Annotated in this window: 13 protein-coding genes and 1 riboswitch; of the genes, 6 read left to right on the top strand and 7 right to left on the bottom strand. The window is 55.4% G+C overall.

From position 1 onward, the window contains the following. Positions 1 to 2: 2 nt before the first annotated feature. From thiQ to thiB, 3 genes are read right to left on the bottom strand one after another with little or no spacing between them, the layout of a single operon-like run. On the bottom strand, positions 3 to 695 hold the full coding sequence (thiQ, locus tag BUC32_RS00315) for a thiamine ABC transporter ATP-binding protein (protein ID WP_073248670.1): 693 nt from the start codon (positions 693 to 695) through the stop codon (positions 3 to 5). Further along, a complete protein-coding gene (locus BUC32_RS00310) occupies positions 682 to 2,235 on the bottom strand; it encodes a thiamine/thiamine pyrophosphate ABC transporter permease ThiP (RefSeq protein ID WP_073248236.1) in 1,554 nt (517 codons plus the stop codon). The genes thiQ and BUC32_RS00310 overlap by 14 nt, the downstream gene beginning before the upstream one ends. Continuing rightward, complete coding sequence (gene thiB / locus BUC32_RS00305) at positions 2,211 to 3,188, bottom strand: thiamine ABC transporter substrate binding subunit (RefSeq protein WP_073248668.1); 978 nt, start codon at positions 3,186 to 3,188, stop codon at positions 2,211 to 2,213. Before thiB ends, BUC32_RS00310 begins: the two co-directional genes overlap by 25 nt. Before the next feature lie 36 nt (positions 3,189 to 3,224). Beyond that, positions 3,225 to 3,335, bottom strand: a riboswitch (TPP riboswitch). Positions 3,336 to 3,613: 278 nt separating this feature from the next. On the opposite strand from thiB, the gene BUC32_RS00300 reads away from it, so the two are divergent. The 4 genes from BUC32_RS00300 (at position 3,614) to BUC32_RS00285 (ending at position 7,221) form a co-directional block, all read left to right on the top strand. Further along, positions 3,614 to 4,393 (top strand): hypothetical protein, encoded by a 780-nt coding sequence (locus BUC32_RS00300; protein WP_073248234.1) that lies wholly within the window; start codon positions 3,614 to 3,616, stop codon positions 4,391 to 4,393. A 118-nt stretch (positions 4,394 to 4,511) separates the two neighbouring features. After that, complete coding sequence (gene aroC / locus BUC32_RS00295) at positions 4,512 to 5,615, top strand: chorismate synthase (RefSeq protein WP_073248232.1); 1,104 nt, start codon at positions 4,512 to 4,514, stop codon at positions 5,613 to 5,615. Further along, the gene (locus tag BUC32_RS00290; protein WP_073248230.1) at positions 5,615 to 6,283 is read left to right on the top strand and encodes an HD domain-containing protein; all 669 of its coding nucleotides are present in this window, start codon (positions 5,615 to 5,617) and stop codon (positions 6,281 to 6,283) included. The genes aroC and BUC32_RS00290 overlap by 1 nt, the downstream gene beginning before the upstream one ends. Continuing rightward, complete coding sequence (locus BUC32_RS00285) at positions 6,280 to 7,221, top strand: AEC family transporter (protein WP_073248228.1); 942 nt, start codon at positions 6,280 to 6,282, stop codon at positions 7,219 to 7,221. Before BUC32_RS00290 ends, BUC32_RS00285 begins: the two co-directional genes overlap by 4 nt. On the opposite strand, the gene BUC32_RS00280 is transcribed toward BUC32_RS00285, so the two are convergent. From BUC32_RS00280 to BUC32_RS00265, 4 genes are all read right to left on the bottom strand, one after another. Further along, positions 7,222 to 8,379, bottom strand: coding sequence for a cytochrome P450 (locus BUC32_RS00280; RefSeq protein ID WP_073248226.1), 1,158 nt, complete (start codon positions 8,377 to 8,379; stop codon positions 7,222 to 7,224). It abuts the gene before it with no gap. Positions 8,380 to 8,486: 107 nt separating this feature from the next. Then, on the bottom strand, positions 8,487 to 9,989 hold the full coding sequence (locus BUC32_RS00275) for a malonate--CoA ligase (RefSeq protein ID WP_073248224.1): 1,503 nt from the start codon (positions 9,987 to 9,989) through the stop codon (positions 8,487 to 8,489). Between the two features lie 212 nt (positions 9,990 to 10,201). Next, positions 10,202 to 11,698 (bottom strand): citrate lyase subunit alpha, encoded by a 1,497-nt coding sequence (locus BUC32_RS00270; protein ID WP_073248221.1) that lies wholly within the window; start codon positions 11,696 to 11,698, stop codon positions 10,202 to 10,204. 5 nt (positions 11,699 to 11,703) lie between these two features. Continuing rightward, complete coding sequence (locus tag BUC32_RS00265; protein ID WP_073248219.1) at positions 11,704 to 12,573, bottom strand: branched-chain amino acid aminotransferase; 870 nt, start codon at positions 12,571 to 12,573, stop codon at positions 11,704 to 11,706. A 164-nt stretch (positions 12,574 to 12,737) separates the two neighbouring features. Between BUC32_RS00265 and BUC32_RS00260 the strand changes: the two genes are divergently transcribed. Together BUC32_RS00260 and BUC32_RS00255 are read left to right on the top strand one after the other, a co-directional pair. Further along, positions 12,738 to 13,235 (top strand): MarR family winged helix-turn-helix transcriptional regulator, encoded by a 498-nt coding sequence (locus tag BUC32_RS00260; RefSeq protein ID WP_073248218.1) that lies wholly within the window; start codon positions 12,738 to 12,740, stop codon positions 13,233 to 13,235. Next, positions 13,232 to 13,933 (top strand): response regulator, encoded by a 702-nt coding sequence (locus tag BUC32_RS00255; RefSeq protein WP_073248216.1) that lies wholly within the window; start codon positions 13,232 to 13,234, stop codon positions 13,931 to 13,933. Before BUC32_RS00260 ends, BUC32_RS00255 begins: the two co-directional genes overlap by 4 nt. Positions 13,934 to 14,056 lie beyond the last annotated feature (123 nt).

Here is a 14,056-nt window from a genome sequence, read left to right as displayed (position 1 = left end):
GGTCAACCAAGGTAAGCCTTTAGCGCAGGCGGTGGGTTATCCAGCAATGCGCCAGTCTCGGTCGGTGCGTACGCGACTCCGTCAGCCACAAGCACCGTCATCGGCGCGATGCGGCGCGCGTCTTGCGGATCGTGTGACACCATCAACAGCGCTGCACCAGTTTCCTCAAGCACTTCCGCTACCAAATCCAGCATTTCGATCTTGAGTGCAGGGCCCAGCGCTGCAAAGGGTTCGTCCAGCAGAACCAACGGCTTATCTTGCACCAAAATACGCGCCAGCGCGACGCGGCTTTGTTGACCACCTGAAAGCTGTGCAGGCTTGCGATCTTCAAGACCGGATAGCCCAACCCGCTCAATCGCATTGGCAACAAGGGACTTCTGCACCTGATTTAAACGTAGATCGGGACGTACGCCCAAGCCGACATTTTGCGCGACGCTGAGATGCGGAAACAGGTTGTTGTCCTGAAACAGCATGGCAAGCGGGCGCTTACCGGGCGCGGCCTTGGTCATATTCTGACCATCGAACAAGACGCTGCCCTCTTCAGGCGGAAAGAACCCCGCAATCAAACTTAACAGGGTCGACTTTCCGGCCCCGGAACGCCCGATAACAGCGACACGTTGCCCAGCCTGAATGGTGAAGTCCGCTCGGAGCGAGAAATCTCCTTGCCGTATCGCTACATTTTCAAGTGTCAGCACGTCCACGTCCTCCTTTGTCGAACAGCCAGAACAGGCCAAAACTCAGACATAACAACAACAACCCAGCCCCTGATGCGGCATCAATCCTGTAGGCGCCCATCAGGCGGTACATTTGCAACGGCAACGTCGCAGTTTCCGGATCCGCGAACAAGGCAATCACCCCAAGGTCCCCCATCGACAATGCTGCCGTCAAACCACAGGCAAAACCCAAAACAGATCGAATGCGCGGCAGAAGTATCAGCAGCAGCCAGTGCCGTCCGGTTACATTCAAGGAATGGCTAAGGTGGCCATAATTTTGGATCACATCTCGCACCGGACCGACCAATATGCGCAGCGCAAAGGGCAGCGCCATCACGGCATTCACCAGCGCTGTCACAGGGAACGCTACGGCGAATGGATCAGCGATCGGAAAAATCACAATGAACAGTCCCGTCCCGATCACCAGCGGAGACGCCGCAACACCCAAGAGGCCCACCATCTCTATCCAGCTTTGCCGACCGCCGGCCGCAATGGCGATCGGAAGAGCAAACCCAAGCATCAAAAGGGTCGAGGCCAAGGCCACCACCAATGAAACGCCAGCAGCTTTCCAGACCTGAGCCGGCATTTGTAAAACACCAAACATCCCGTCCCAGACCACCATCGACAATGGAAGGATCAGGAATATTGTAGCACCACAGATCGCAAAGGAATCAAGAGCAATCCGGGTCAATCCGCCGGCGTCCCAACGTTTGACAACCCGATCCAGCCCGGTGCCAAAACTATCCGTGCCTGACAAGCGCAAGGCCACAAAAGCAGCCGTCCCAACCAGCAAAAGTTGCACACAAGACAGCAGCGCAGCGCGACCAAGGTCAAAGTCAAACCGGAACGCCTGATAGATGGCCAGTTCAACGGTTGTCGCCCGTGGTCCGCCACCAACAGTCAGCGCCACAGCGAAGCTGGACAGACAAATGGCAAAAATCACCGCAAGCGCCGACGGCACAACACGCCGCAATAATGGCGCCTCGATTACCCGCCACATTTCGCGGGGGCCAAAATCAAGCTGAGCCGCCAGACGGAAACGTTCGGACGGCACTTGTTGCCACCCCATCAGGATCAGCCGCGTGGCCAAGGGAAGATTGAAGAAAACATGGGCCAGAACCACGCCGTGCAGGCCATAGATTTGCACTTCGGGAAGACCAAGCCACCGTAAGATTTCATTCAGAACACCACTGCGCCCGAACACAGCCAGCAGGCCCAACACCGCGACAATAACCGGGAGAATGAATGGTGCACCCAGCAGTGTGACCAACAAATGCCGCCCCGGAAACTGTCTTCGGGACAATGCGCGGGCCACAGGAATGGCAAGAGCGACGCTCAAGGTCGCTGACAGAACAGCCTGCCAAAAAGTAAAGCGAATGGCCGCCCATTCGGACGGCCCGAGGCCACGCCCTGCTTCTGCGCGCAGGGCGACCGCCAGCAATGTGCCCAGAATGAGTGCGGCGACAATCGCCGCCGCAACCATTCCGGGCCATTTTTTTACTGGGATAGCGCGTCGAGCCATTCGGCCAATGCTTCATCACGGATAGCCTGAACCTGATCAGACGCCACCAGCAGTCCTTTGTCCGGCACCACCAGAGTTTCAAACCCCTTTGGCAATCCGTCGGCAGGTGTCACCGCAGGATACATCCAGTTGGTCGTTGGAATGATCGACTGAAACGCATCCGAGACCATAAAGGCCAGGAACTGATCCGCCAGTGCATCCTGATCGGTGGACTTCAACTTGCCCGCCACTTCAATCTGCATGTAGTGGCCTTCGGTGAATTTCACCGCATCTTTGCTGGCGTCTTCTTCCGCAATCAGGTGATAAGCAGGCGACGTGGTGTAGCTCAGCACCATGTCGGCTTCGCCTTCGATGAACATACCGTAAGCTTCGGACCAACCCTTGGTCACAGTCACGATATTGTCGGACAGACCTTCCCAAACCGCTTTGGACTCGTCTCCATAGGCTGTTTTCACCCACATCAACAAGCCAAGACCGGGAGTCGAAGATCGGGGATCTTGAATCACAATCTTGAGATCAGAAGCGCCCAGGGCTTTGAAGTCGGTCGGGGCGTCCAAATCGGCATTCTTTACAAACGCGAAGATCCCCCAGTCAAACGGCACAAACTGTGCGTCGTTCCAACCGATAGGAAAGGCATAGGAAGCTTCAATCGCGTGATCCGCAAACAGATCTGTTTCGCGGGCAGCCGCCGTCAGGTTGGTATCCAGACCCAATACGATATCCGCATCGGTGCGCGCCCCTTCAAGTTTGACACGGGCCAACAAGGCTGCGCCATCTCCAGCGCCGACGAATTTGAGATCACAACCACAGGTCTCTTCAAACGCGGCTTCAACCGCAGGGCCGGGGCCCCAATCTGAGACAAAGCTGTCATAGGTATACACTGTGAGAACGGGCGTCTCTGCCACCGCCATGGTGGCCGCCATCATTCCCGCGGCAAACGTTAGATACTTCATGGTATCCTCCAAAATGCGACGGGCGGAGCAAGTCTGGAAGAATTCCATAACCTTCCCTCCGCCGGTCTTAACCGGTTCAGGTTCAACGGGTCCGCAATTTTTGCATCTCAGCCAGCACAATGCGCACAGGCCCCCCGAGGTAGGCGCGAACTTAGTGAGGCCAACAAAGGAAGACAAGCAATATTGATGAGTCCAAATACGTGCCGCTCAACGTTGCCTCGCCCATTTGTATGGGCCATTTTTGGCCTACCGAACCCTCTGTGAAGGAACCTTTGCGGGGCTAAGCAACGGCAATACGTTTGGATTTCCAAAGCTTAGATGCAAGTTGAGGATGCACAGCCACACACCCGGAAATAATCCTTTCGTTTGATGAGCTTAACTTGACTTTGTGCTATAATTGCGCCACTTGCTGGAGGACTATTGTTATGTTTACAAAATCACTTCTTGTTGGCGGTGCCCTTGCAATTGCAGCATCAGGTGCAAGCGCCTTTGAATTCAAATCTTCGGAAATTCACTTTGGGTGGGATCGGATAGATTCCAGCGCAGGTGACGCGGATGGCTTCAATCTTGGATTGGATGCCTCAGCCATGGCGTCCGACACTATCGAGTTGGATTTCGGGCTGGGCTACGCCTCACCCGACAACATCAGCGGTAGCGGATTGGATAATCTGTTCCGGTTATCCTTGGCCGGAAATTACCTTTTCTCACAGGGGCTCTATGCAGGGCTGTTCTGGGACGGTACACATTTTGACAGTTCGGGCACATTTTCGGGCTGGGCCCATGTGTATGGTCTGCAGGGCGGATATAAAAATGGCCCGGTCGATGTTGTGGCGTTTTATGGCGTCGGCGATTACTCGGACATTGGTGCGCCTTCTGACTCGGACAGTTTCGGTATCGACTTCACATATACGCTGCAAAACGGTCTGGATTTTGGTGCCTACTATCTTTCCGAAGACCTTACCACGAGTTCGATCGACCAGTATGGCGTGACTGTTGGCTATCTGGTGCCTTCCAGCCAGCTCAGCAGTGTCCCGGTATATATTGTCGGTTCGTTTGGCCGCATGAAAGGAGCCACCCAATCCTTTGACCAATTCGCTCTTGGGGTAAGCTTCCCATTGTCGGGTGATGTTAAGAAAGGTCGCAAATCCTTCCACGGAAGGTCTGCCTTTCACAACGCCTTTGGGATTGCTGGCACACTCTTCTAATCTATTCGACGTCACAAAAAGACCCAGGGTCGCCCTGTCAGGGCGGCCTTTTCTGAGTTCGCGCCTTCCACAGACAACCCAATCCAGCTAAAGGTGCTTTGAAACAGGAGCCTATCTCATGTCGATGAACAGCTTTGGACATCTTTTTCGTGTCACCACCTGGGGTGAAAGCCATGGACCAGCATTAGGAGCCACCGTTGACGGCTGCCCTCCGGGTGTGCCGGTGGACGAATCCATGCTGCAACACTGGCTCGACAAACGTCGTCCGGGTCAGAACAAAAACATGACCCAACGAAACGAACCTGATGCGGTAAAAATTCTATCCGGCGTATTCGAAGGCCAAACCACGGGTACATCCATTCAGTTGATGATCGAAAACACCGATCAGCGGTCAAAGGACTACGGCGATATCTCGGAAACCTTCCGCCCCGGTCACGCCGATATCACCTATTGGCAGAAATACGGCATCCGCGATTATCGCGGTGGTGGTCGGTCTTCGGCGCGTGAAACTGCGGCCCGTGTGGCTGCAGGTGGCATCGCACGCGAAGCGATTAAGGCACTGGCCCCCGGCGTTGCGATCAAAGGCTATATGACGGCGATGGGCGCTTTGGACATCGACCGATCCAAATTCGATTGGGACGCTGTAGACCAGAACCAGTTCTGGATTCCCCAAGGGCCGGACATCGCTCAGGAATGGGAAGACTATCTCCAGACTATCCGCAAAGAGCACAACTCGGTCGGCGCCATTGTCGAAGTGGTCGCACGCGGTGTGCCAGCAGGCCTTGGTGCGCCGGTATATGGCAAGCTGGACACGGATTTATCCGCCGCGATGATGTCGATCAACGCCGTCAAAGGCGTTGAAATCGGCGAGGGCATGAATGCAGCTCGGTTAATGGGCACAGACAACGCTGACGAGATCACCATGGGCTCTGATGGACCGGAATATTCATCAAACCACGCAGGCGGCATTCTTGGGGGCATCTCTACCGGGCAAGATTTGGTCGTGCGGTTTGCTGTCAAACCGACCTCATCAATCCTGAGCCCTCGCAAATCGATCCGCAAAGATGGCACTCCGATCGAAGTGGTCACGAAGGGCCGCCATGATCCTTGTGTCGGCATTCGCGCAGTGCCGGTGGGCGAAGCCATGATGGCCTGTGTTATCCTCGATCATCTGCTCTTGCATCGCGGTCAGGTTGGCGAAAATCGCGGTAAGATCGGTTAATGGACGCTTTGCGCACTAAGTTGCGCCGCATTATCGCAAAAGAGATGACCCAGGATCCGGCGCATGACATAGCGCATCTGGACCGGGTCTGGGCCAATGCACACCGCATTGCCCGCGACGAAGGAAACGCCGACCTGCGCGTTCTTCTTGCGGCAGCCTATTTGCATGACCTTGTAAACTTACCCAAAGATGCACCAAACCGGTCTGCAGCATCACGCTTGTCGGCAAATGCTGCGGAACCCCTGCTCCGGTCGCTGGACTACTCAGACAACGAGATCACCGCCACTCAACATACAATCGAAGCACATAGTTTTTCGGCGCAAATTCCGCCGCAATCAGCGGAAGCCTTTATTCTGAGAGACGCGGATCGATTGGATGCCCTTGGGGCAATTGGCATTGCCCGGACCTTTATGGTGGCTGGCAACATGGGTCGTGCGTTGTGCGATCCTTTGGACCCTTTCGCTGCCAACCGCGCCTTGGACGAACAGACCTGGTCGATTGACCACTGGCACTTAAAACTGCTGAAATTGCCGGGGGAAATGGTCACCGCCAAAGGCCGCAAGATCGCCAACAAACGCGCACGTTTGATGCTGGCTTATCTCACGCAACTGTCCAAAGAGATGGATACGGTGTTGCCCGAATACTGGTTCGAATTGCTGGAACAATGAGCATCCTGACCATCATCTTTCCAATCTACGCAGCCATTGCCATTGGCTACATCGTGGTCCGCAAGGGGTGGTTTTCACCGGCTGACATGCGCAGTTTCGGCAAGTATGTTATGAACATTGCGCTGCCAGCCTTGCTGTTCAACGCGGTTGCCTCACGTGACATCGCAGACGTTTTTCATCCCGGCTATCTGGCCAGCTACACAATTGGCGGCCTTGCAACCATTGCAGTCGCTTTTGTCTGGTTCAGCGTAACCGCACGTGACAAATCCCGGCGTGCGGTCGCGGTATTGGGCAGTACCTGTCCAAATTCGGGTTTTATTGGATACCCTTTAATGCTGCTGACTTTCCCCGAGATTGCAGGAATGGTGCTGGCGCTGAATTTTCTGGTCGAACTGGTGGTTCTTATACCGATTGGTCTGATGTTGATGGACAGTGCGCGCGACGGCGATCATGACACGGTTTTGCAACAGGTCGTTTCAAATCTGGCAAGTGTTCTGCGTCGTCCGATGTTTATCGGGCTAATGTTGGGGCTGGTCGTTTCGGCATTTGGGGTTCCAATTCCCGGCGCTCTCGATCACCTTGTGCGCATCGTCGCTGCGTCGGCCTCGGCTTTGTCGCTGATTGTGATTGGGGGATCGCTTGTTGATCTACCACTTAAGGGAAATCGCCTGTTTGCAGCCCAGATTACTGCGGCCAAACTGCTTTTGCATCCGACAATGGTTTTCCTGGCGGTCTTGGTTCTGCCACTTCTGGGCCTGGCGCCAATGTCGCATGACCTGTTTGCAGCTTTGATCTTAAGTGCGGCAATCTCAATGTTCGGCGTCTACCCGGTCCTGGCACAAGAAAGCGGGCTTGAAGGGCTGGCATCCATTGCGATGCTTATGGCCACCAGCGCCGCCTTTTTCACCCTGTCTGGCTTGTTGCTGCTTTTGACCTGACTACCACGCCACGGGCATGGACAGAGGCCCTCGAAAGGCCCGGCCACCAAAGGGCACATCTCCGGCCAAACGCAGGTCTGGCAGGCGCTCAAAAATCATCGGCAAGGCCACATCCGCTATCAATGAACGCGCGGCCCATGCCCCGGCACAGAAATGCGGGCCCGCGCCAAAGGCGATCGAAGGACCCACATCCCGAGTGACATCAAACACATCCGGGTGTTTGAAGTGCGCCGCATCGCGATTGCCTGAGCCAAACATGAAAAACACCCGATCTTCGCGATCAAAAGTGATGCCGTGGGTGGCGTATGTCTTTGCAACCCGGCGCGGTGACATCCCAATCGGAGACATCCAGCGAGTATATTCTTCGAACGCCTGCAACCAGGTGACTTTACCATCCAGCACACCGCGCAACTGTTCAGGGTGCGTGAGTAACGCCCAGATCACCCCGGCAATCGCGTCACGGGGTTCGTTCTGACCGCCACTGATGGCCAGCTTGATATTTGCCCGGATCGCGGCCTCTGGCATTTCTGCCTGCATCTGCACTGACAAAAGCGAGTGATTGGGGGTCGCCTTGAGCAGGGGCGTCATCTCATCAATATGACGGTCGATTGAACCAGTGCAGTCGTGGCACTGTGCCTCAACCTCCGGATCGCCGGCATAATTGGAACAGCCATCAATCATGCCTTGGCTGACACGGTCCATTTCGGCCCAGGACATATTGGTCAAACCAGTGATGGATTTGAGTGCCTCTCCGGATATCCGCATCGCGATATCGCCAACCATATCGGCCCTGCTCAAAGGAGCTACTTCGTCCAAAATTTGTTGTGTTGCGGCCTGAAACTGGGCCAGCCAGACATTTTTCACTGTTTTCGGGGAAATCGTTGGGAAAATCGCGCGGCGTTCTGCCATATGCGCATCGCCATCTTTGCGCATCATGTTTTGTCCCATCAAGACCGTCATCAACCCGTCAGGCTGGTCCGACGAAAACACGTCGATCTTCTTTTCATTTTCAAAAATATCATCGCGCCGGGTGAACAGAGTGGCATTCAACTGGGGCACATAGGCAATCGGAGCCTGTGCGCGCATTTGCTTCAACGCAGGATAAGGGTCGCGCCAAAAGGCTTTTGGATCAATCTCAAAAACTGGTGCGTCTGACATGAGGCATCCTTTCTAAGGTGCCTCACTGTTTCATTGCATTCAACGCAGCGCAACACTGCCATTCCCTATTGTCAAACACTTCCGTCGGTGGTGCCTGTCCGCTGGGCTCAAGCGAACAAGGTCGAATACTCTTCGCGCAGCGCCTTTTTCTGCACCTTGCCCATCGTGTTGCGGGGCAACTCTGGCAGAATAATCACCTTTTTGGGTTGCTTGAACTTGGCCAGTTGATCGGCAAGGGCATCGATTATGCCTTGCGCCTGCAGGTCTTCGCCATCTGGCACGACAACCGCCACAACGGCCTCGCCAAAATCGGGATGCGGCACACCAATGACAGCACTTTCCAAAACACCGGGAATGTCGTCAATCAGCGATTCCACCTCTTTGGGATAGACATTAAAACCGCCTGTGATCACCAAATCCTTAGAGCGGCCGACGATGGTGACATATCCATCCTGATCCACCCGAGCCAAATCGCCAGTAATGAACCATCCGTCCGCCTGCAATTCTTCGGCGGTTTTCTTGGGCATTTGCCAATACCCCTTAAATACGTTGTCACCGCGCACTTCCAGCACACCGATCTCACCATCCGGCACTTCAATACCATCCTTCAGGATGCGTGCCTGGACGCCCGGCAAAGGGAAACCTACCGTGCCTGCGCGGCGTTCACCGTCATAGGGATTGGACGTGTTCATATTGGTCTCGGTCATACCGTATCTTTCAAGAATCCGGTGGCCGGTGCGCTGCTCCCAGCTTTCATGTGTGTCCACCAAAAGCGGTGCTGATCCTGAGATGAACAACCGCATGTTGACCGCCTGCTTGCGGGTCAGACGCGGATCACCCAAAAGCCGGGTGTAAAAGGTTGGCACGCCCATAAGCGCTGTTGCCTGTGGCATCGCATCAAGGATCAGGTCAGGGTCATACCGGGCCAGAAACACAACTGATGCGCCCGCCAGCAAGGCCACATTGGTCGCCACGAACAGCCCATGCGTGTGAAAAATCGGCAATGCATGGATCAGAACATCAGCGCTGGTGAACCGCCAGTAGTCACGCAAGGTTTCTGAATTTGAAGCCAGGTTTTTGTGACTCAGCATCGCTCCCTTCGAGCGTCCAGTTGTACCGGAAGTATAAAGGATCGCCGCCAGATCATCTGCGCTGCGGTCAATCGGCACAAAGCCTGACATTTGTGCCGCAGCATCGCTCATTGAGCCTTGACCAGCCGCGTCCAAAGTCACGACATGGACGCCGTTGGAAATCTCAACAATGGCAACTTCTTTGGCGGGATCGCAGACCACCACTCGCGGGGTCGCATCTCCCAGAAAATAGGCGACCTCGGGCGTGGTGTAGGCCGTATTGAGAGGCAGAAACACTCCGCCCGCCATCACCGTACCAAGATACAACTGAATCGCTTCGATGGTCTTTTCGACCTGAACGGCCACCCGATCTCCGGGCACCACCCCCATCTGCACCAAAGCCGCCGCCATGCGTTCTGCACCACCCCACAGATCGGCATGAGACATCGACGTGCGGCTCGGAATTGTCGCAAAGGTACGCGCGTCGTCGTCGACGGACGCTGCACGTAAACGAGTTATCAGGTAATTCTGATCGTACATGGAAAAGGCCTTTGTCTGGTTTTTACGAGGTTGTCCCCTGCTCCCGCACCAATTTCAAGCCCTTGCTCATGTCATTCCTGCGCAATTCTTCCTGGGATCGGAGCCTTCATCACCACATTACGCCATCGCATTGAGGCTGAATTCGATCTTGGTGTTTGCGATTGTGAACACATTCGCCCCAGGCGAGGACCAAGTAGATCATTGCCACAGGGTTACGCGATGATCACGTCAATCACACGACCATCGCGATACTCGCAAACCGCAACAATGCGGCCATCGGATTGTGTCCGAGGAGCTTTCCCGCATTCACGCTGAGCCTGTGCGCATAAGTCTTCGATAGATACGACAGGCAAGCCTGCGTGAAGGGCGGCTTTGGTAAGGTCCGGGCGAGAGGGGTGAATGGCCATACCGGCCTCGGTCACGACGGCACCGATGGTGTCACCTGGCGTGGTCAGGCAAGTCAATTCAGACACTAACTTGGGAAATCCACCTGCTTTGAGCGTCGTGGTGACAATTGGAAGCTTGGCGCCGGCAGCCGTGTCCGAATGACCACCAGAGCCGCCAATGATGCGCCCATCGCTGGCCTGTGTGACATTGACATTAAAGGATTGGTCCACTTCGGCAGCACCAAGGATCATCACGTCAAGCCGATTGGCAATCGCGTCAGCACGTGCTGGGCTGGCATAGAGTGCGGCGGACATTGGATGATGCGCTGCATCGGACGCAAAAGACCGAACAGCCTCAAGGTCAAAAGCCTGCACATCCCACAACTCGCGAAACAGGCCGTTGTGGTGCATGTTGACCAAGGGGCCGGTCATGCCGCCAGCGGCAAAACCACCAGTGATGCCCCTTTCGGTCATAACCGGGGTCAAAGCACTTGCCACCGCAAGAGACGTGGCCCCTGCACCTGTTTGAAAGCTAAAACCGTTTTGCAGCAACCCAGACGCCGCAATGAGCCGCGCGGTCAGGTTGGCAATGATCTTGCCCTTTGGCGAGACCGGGCGACCCGTGGTGCCCGAGACGATTCTGGCGGCGGCACCGATTGAGTGCACATTGACGACCTGATCCACCTGCGCAGCAGGGATGCAGATTCGTGGCAGAGATTCGGCAACGTGATCTGTCACCGCAATGACATGGGCGGCATGGGCGGCATCGACCATAGCATAGCCCAAGGGTCCGCAAGCCTCGGGACCGATGGCGCCAGTGAGATTACCAGACCGATCGACCGCAGGGGCCGCAACAAAGGCGACGTCGATCCCAAGACGCCCACTTTCGATGGCATGGGCCCGACCACCATGGGTTTGCAGGACAGCTGGGTTGCGTAACTTACCTGCCTTCACTGCATCCGCAAGGGGGCCATTCATGTAGGCAGTGGTAATACGGGTCACCGTGCCGTCTGCAAGGAATGGAATCAGGCTCGCGTGGCACGGAAACAGGGAGGAGGGCGCGATATGAAGGTCGCAGATACCCAGCGTCTGGCAGATCGCCAGTACCTGGCGCATCACGTCATCGCCATTACGCAAATGGTGATGGAACGAAATCGTAGAGCCACTGGCAAGGCCCGCATTGCCAATAGCTTCAGCCAAGGTTGCGGTGAACACTGTGTTGACTGCCGGGCGGGGCGGATTAGGCGATGTCAGAGACAATTCGGCCCCGGCAAATGCATGCACGGGGCCGTAACCATCTATGTAATCTGGCAACGCGGCCACGCGACTTACTCGCGGACCAGACGCTCGTAGCTTTCGGCGATGTCGCGGGTCATATCGCCGACTTCAAACGTATAGTCACCGATCTGACCAACCGGAGTCACCTCGGCGGCGGTACCAGTCAACCAGCACTGTTCAAATTCGGCCATCTCTTCTGGCTTGATCCGGCGCTCATGCACTGTGATGCCTTTGTCCTTCAGCATCTGAATCACGGTCTGACGCGTGATGCCATTCAGAAAGCAGTCTGCCTTTGGTGTGTGAACTTCGCCGTCTTTGACAAAGAACACGTTGGCGCCCGTCGCTTCCGCGACATAGCCACGCCAATCCATGAACAAAGCGTCCGAGCAGCCTTTGGCCTCGGCTTTGTGTTTGGAAATGGTGCAGATCATGTAAAGACCGGCGGCCTTGGCGTGCACGGGAATGGTTTCCGGGCTGGGCCGCTTCCATTCCGCGATGTCCAGCTTGGCGCCTTGCATTTTAGCATCGCCATAATAGGCGCCCCAGCCCCAAACAGCGACTGCCATGCGCACTGGGTTAAGGGCCGAAGCCACACCCATGTCTTCGCCAGAGCCGCGCCAAACCAAAACTCGAACATACGCGTCGGTCAAACCGCTGGCTTTGAGGGTTTCTTCTTTGGCGGCTTCGATCTCGTCAATCGAATAGGGCATTGGCATATCCAGGGCCTCGGCCGACGCGATCAAACGCTCGGAGTGTTCACGGCTTTTGAAAATCTTGCCATTGTAGGCGCGCTCGCCCTCAAACACCGAACTTGCATAGTGCATCGCATGGGTCAGAATGTGGACATTGGCGTCACGCCATTCGACCAATTTGCCATCCATCCAGATTTTGCCGTCGCGATCATCATAAGAACCTGCCATAGCTCATCCTCCAGCTTAGGGTTTTGCATTAGTTGCGCAAATTACGTCCGAAGCGGACATATTCTTGCGCAAAATCTGAGAATCGCTATCAGTTCACGCTTGGAGTGTCAACAAAGCTGACGTATTGTGGCGCTTAAACAGGCAAAAAAGAATGGTGGTCGCCTATGCCAGAACATTCGAGTGGCAACAGCCTATTGTACCTCACCGACGAGCAGCTGCGGCAGGGCATCGAAGCAATGTATTTTGCCTATCGCGGCTTTACCGCCGATCCGGATCGCATTCTGGGGACCATGGCATATGGACGCGCGCATCACAGGGCCATCCACTTTATCAAACGTGCACCGGGCACAACCGTGACGAACCTTTTGGCTATCCTGGGAGTGACCAAACAATCTCTGAACCGAGTTCTGCGGGCTTTGATCGAGGACGGGTTGGTTGAAAGTCAGGTTGGCTCATCCGATCGCCGCGAGCGCAATTTGTTTCTAACAGAAGCAGGTGAAGCTTTGGAGAACCGGTTGTCGGAAGCCCAGCGCACCCGCATGCGCGCCGCCTTTCGCGATGCGGGTCCCGAAGCCGTTGCTGGGTTTCGCAAGGTGCTGGAGTCGATGATGGATGGCGACATGAAGCGTCGATATGCCAGCCTGAGGGAGAATGGCCAATGAGCGAAATCGATCCCCACCTTCTGATTGTCGACGATGACGAACGCATTCGGGAATTGCTCAAGAAATTTCTGATGCGCAACGGATTTCTGGTGACCTCTGCCCGCGATGCAGCCCACGCGCGCCGCATCTTGTCGGGGTTGGATTTCGACATGATCGTAATGGACGTGATGATGCCCGGAGAAGACGGTATGTCCCTGACCCGTGCCATTCGCGAAACTTCCATGACGCCAATCTTGCTGCTGACCGCAAAAGGCGAAACCGAAGATCGCATTCAAGGGCTCGAAGCAGGTGCAGACGACTACCTGCCAAAGCCATTTGAACCCAAAGAATTGTTGCTTCGGATCAACGCCATTCTGAGACGGATGCCAGAAGTAAAGGAAGCAGACACCGTGCCCAAAGTGCTGCACCTTGGCGCGATCCGTTATGACATAGATCGCGGAGAGATGTGGCAGGGTGAAGATATCGTACGCCTCACCGCCACCGAAAATCAGTTGATGAAGATATTCGCCGCCACCCCTGGCGAGCCGGTTAGCCGCAACAAGTTGGTCGAGGATTTGGGGCGGGATCGTGATCAGGCGCAGGAACGTGCAGTGGACGTACAAATCACCCGCTTGCGCCGGAAAATCGAGGCCGACCCCAAGCAACCAAGGTATTTGCAGACAGTTCGCGGCGCCGGGTATATGTTGGCTCCTGACTAAACCTGTTGTGATAACTCGTCCTTTTGTTGTGAGAGATTTCGAACTGAAACTTTGTTTCGGATAGGATTGAACAAGGAGAACTCCATGATACTCAAAAATTTACTGCCATTGCATTTGCCGGAC

Source organism: Shimia gijangensis, from assembly GCF_900142085.1.
Classification (GTDB): Bacteria; Pseudomonadota; Alphaproteobacteria; order Rhodobacterales; family Rhodobacteraceae; genus Shimia; species Shimia gijangensis.
This window is presented reverse-complemented; position numbering and strand designations above follow the sequence as displayed.

What these genes read in the sequence shown, in the direction of transcription:
- BUC32_RS00255 (WP_073248216.1), top strand. Translation starts at nt 13,232, where the DNA reads ATGAGCGAAATCGATCCCCACCTTCTGATTGTCGACGATGACGAACGC.
- BUC32_RS00310 (WP_073248236.1), bottom strand. Translation starts at nt 2,235, where the DNA reads ATGGCTCGACGCGCTATCCCAGTAAAAAAATGGCCCGGAATGGTTGCG.
- BUC32_RS00300 (WP_073248234.1), top strand. Translation starts at nt 3,614, where the DNA reads ATGTTTACAAAATCACTTCTTGTTGGCGGTGCCCTTGCAATTGCAGCA.
- BUC32_RS00260 (WP_073248218.1), top strand. Translation starts at nt 12,738, where the DNA reads ATGCCAGAACATTCGAGTGGCAACAGCCTATTGTACCTCACCGACGAG.
- thiB (WP_073248668.1), bottom strand. Translation starts at nt 3,188, where the DNA reads ATGAAGTATCTAACGTTTGCCGCGGGAATGATGGCGGCCACCATGGCG.
- BUC32_RS00290 (WP_073248230.1), top strand. Translation starts at nt 5,615, where the DNA reads ATGGACGCTTTGCGCACTAAGTTGCGCCGCATTATCGCAAAAGAGATG.
- BUC32_RS00285 (WP_073248228.1), top strand. Translation starts at nt 6,280, where the DNA reads ATGAGCATCCTGACCATCATCTTTCCAATCTACGCAGCCATTGCCATT.
- BUC32_RS00280 (WP_073248226.1), bottom strand. Translation starts at nt 8,379, where the DNA reads ATGTCAGACGCACCAGTTTTTGAGATTGATCCAAAAGCCTTTTGGCGC.
- BUC32_RS00275 (WP_073248224.1), bottom strand. Translation starts at nt 9,989, where the DNA reads ATGTACGATCAGAATTACCTGATAACTCGTTTACGTGCAGCGTCCGTC.
- BUC32_RS00265 (WP_073248219.1), bottom strand. Translation starts at nt 12,573, where the DNA reads ATGGCAGGTTCTTATGATGATCGCGACGGCAAAATCTGGATGGATGGC.
- aroC (WP_073248232.1), top strand. Translation starts at nt 4,512, where the DNA reads ATGTCGATGAACAGCTTTGGACATCTTTTTCGTGTCACCACCTGGGGT.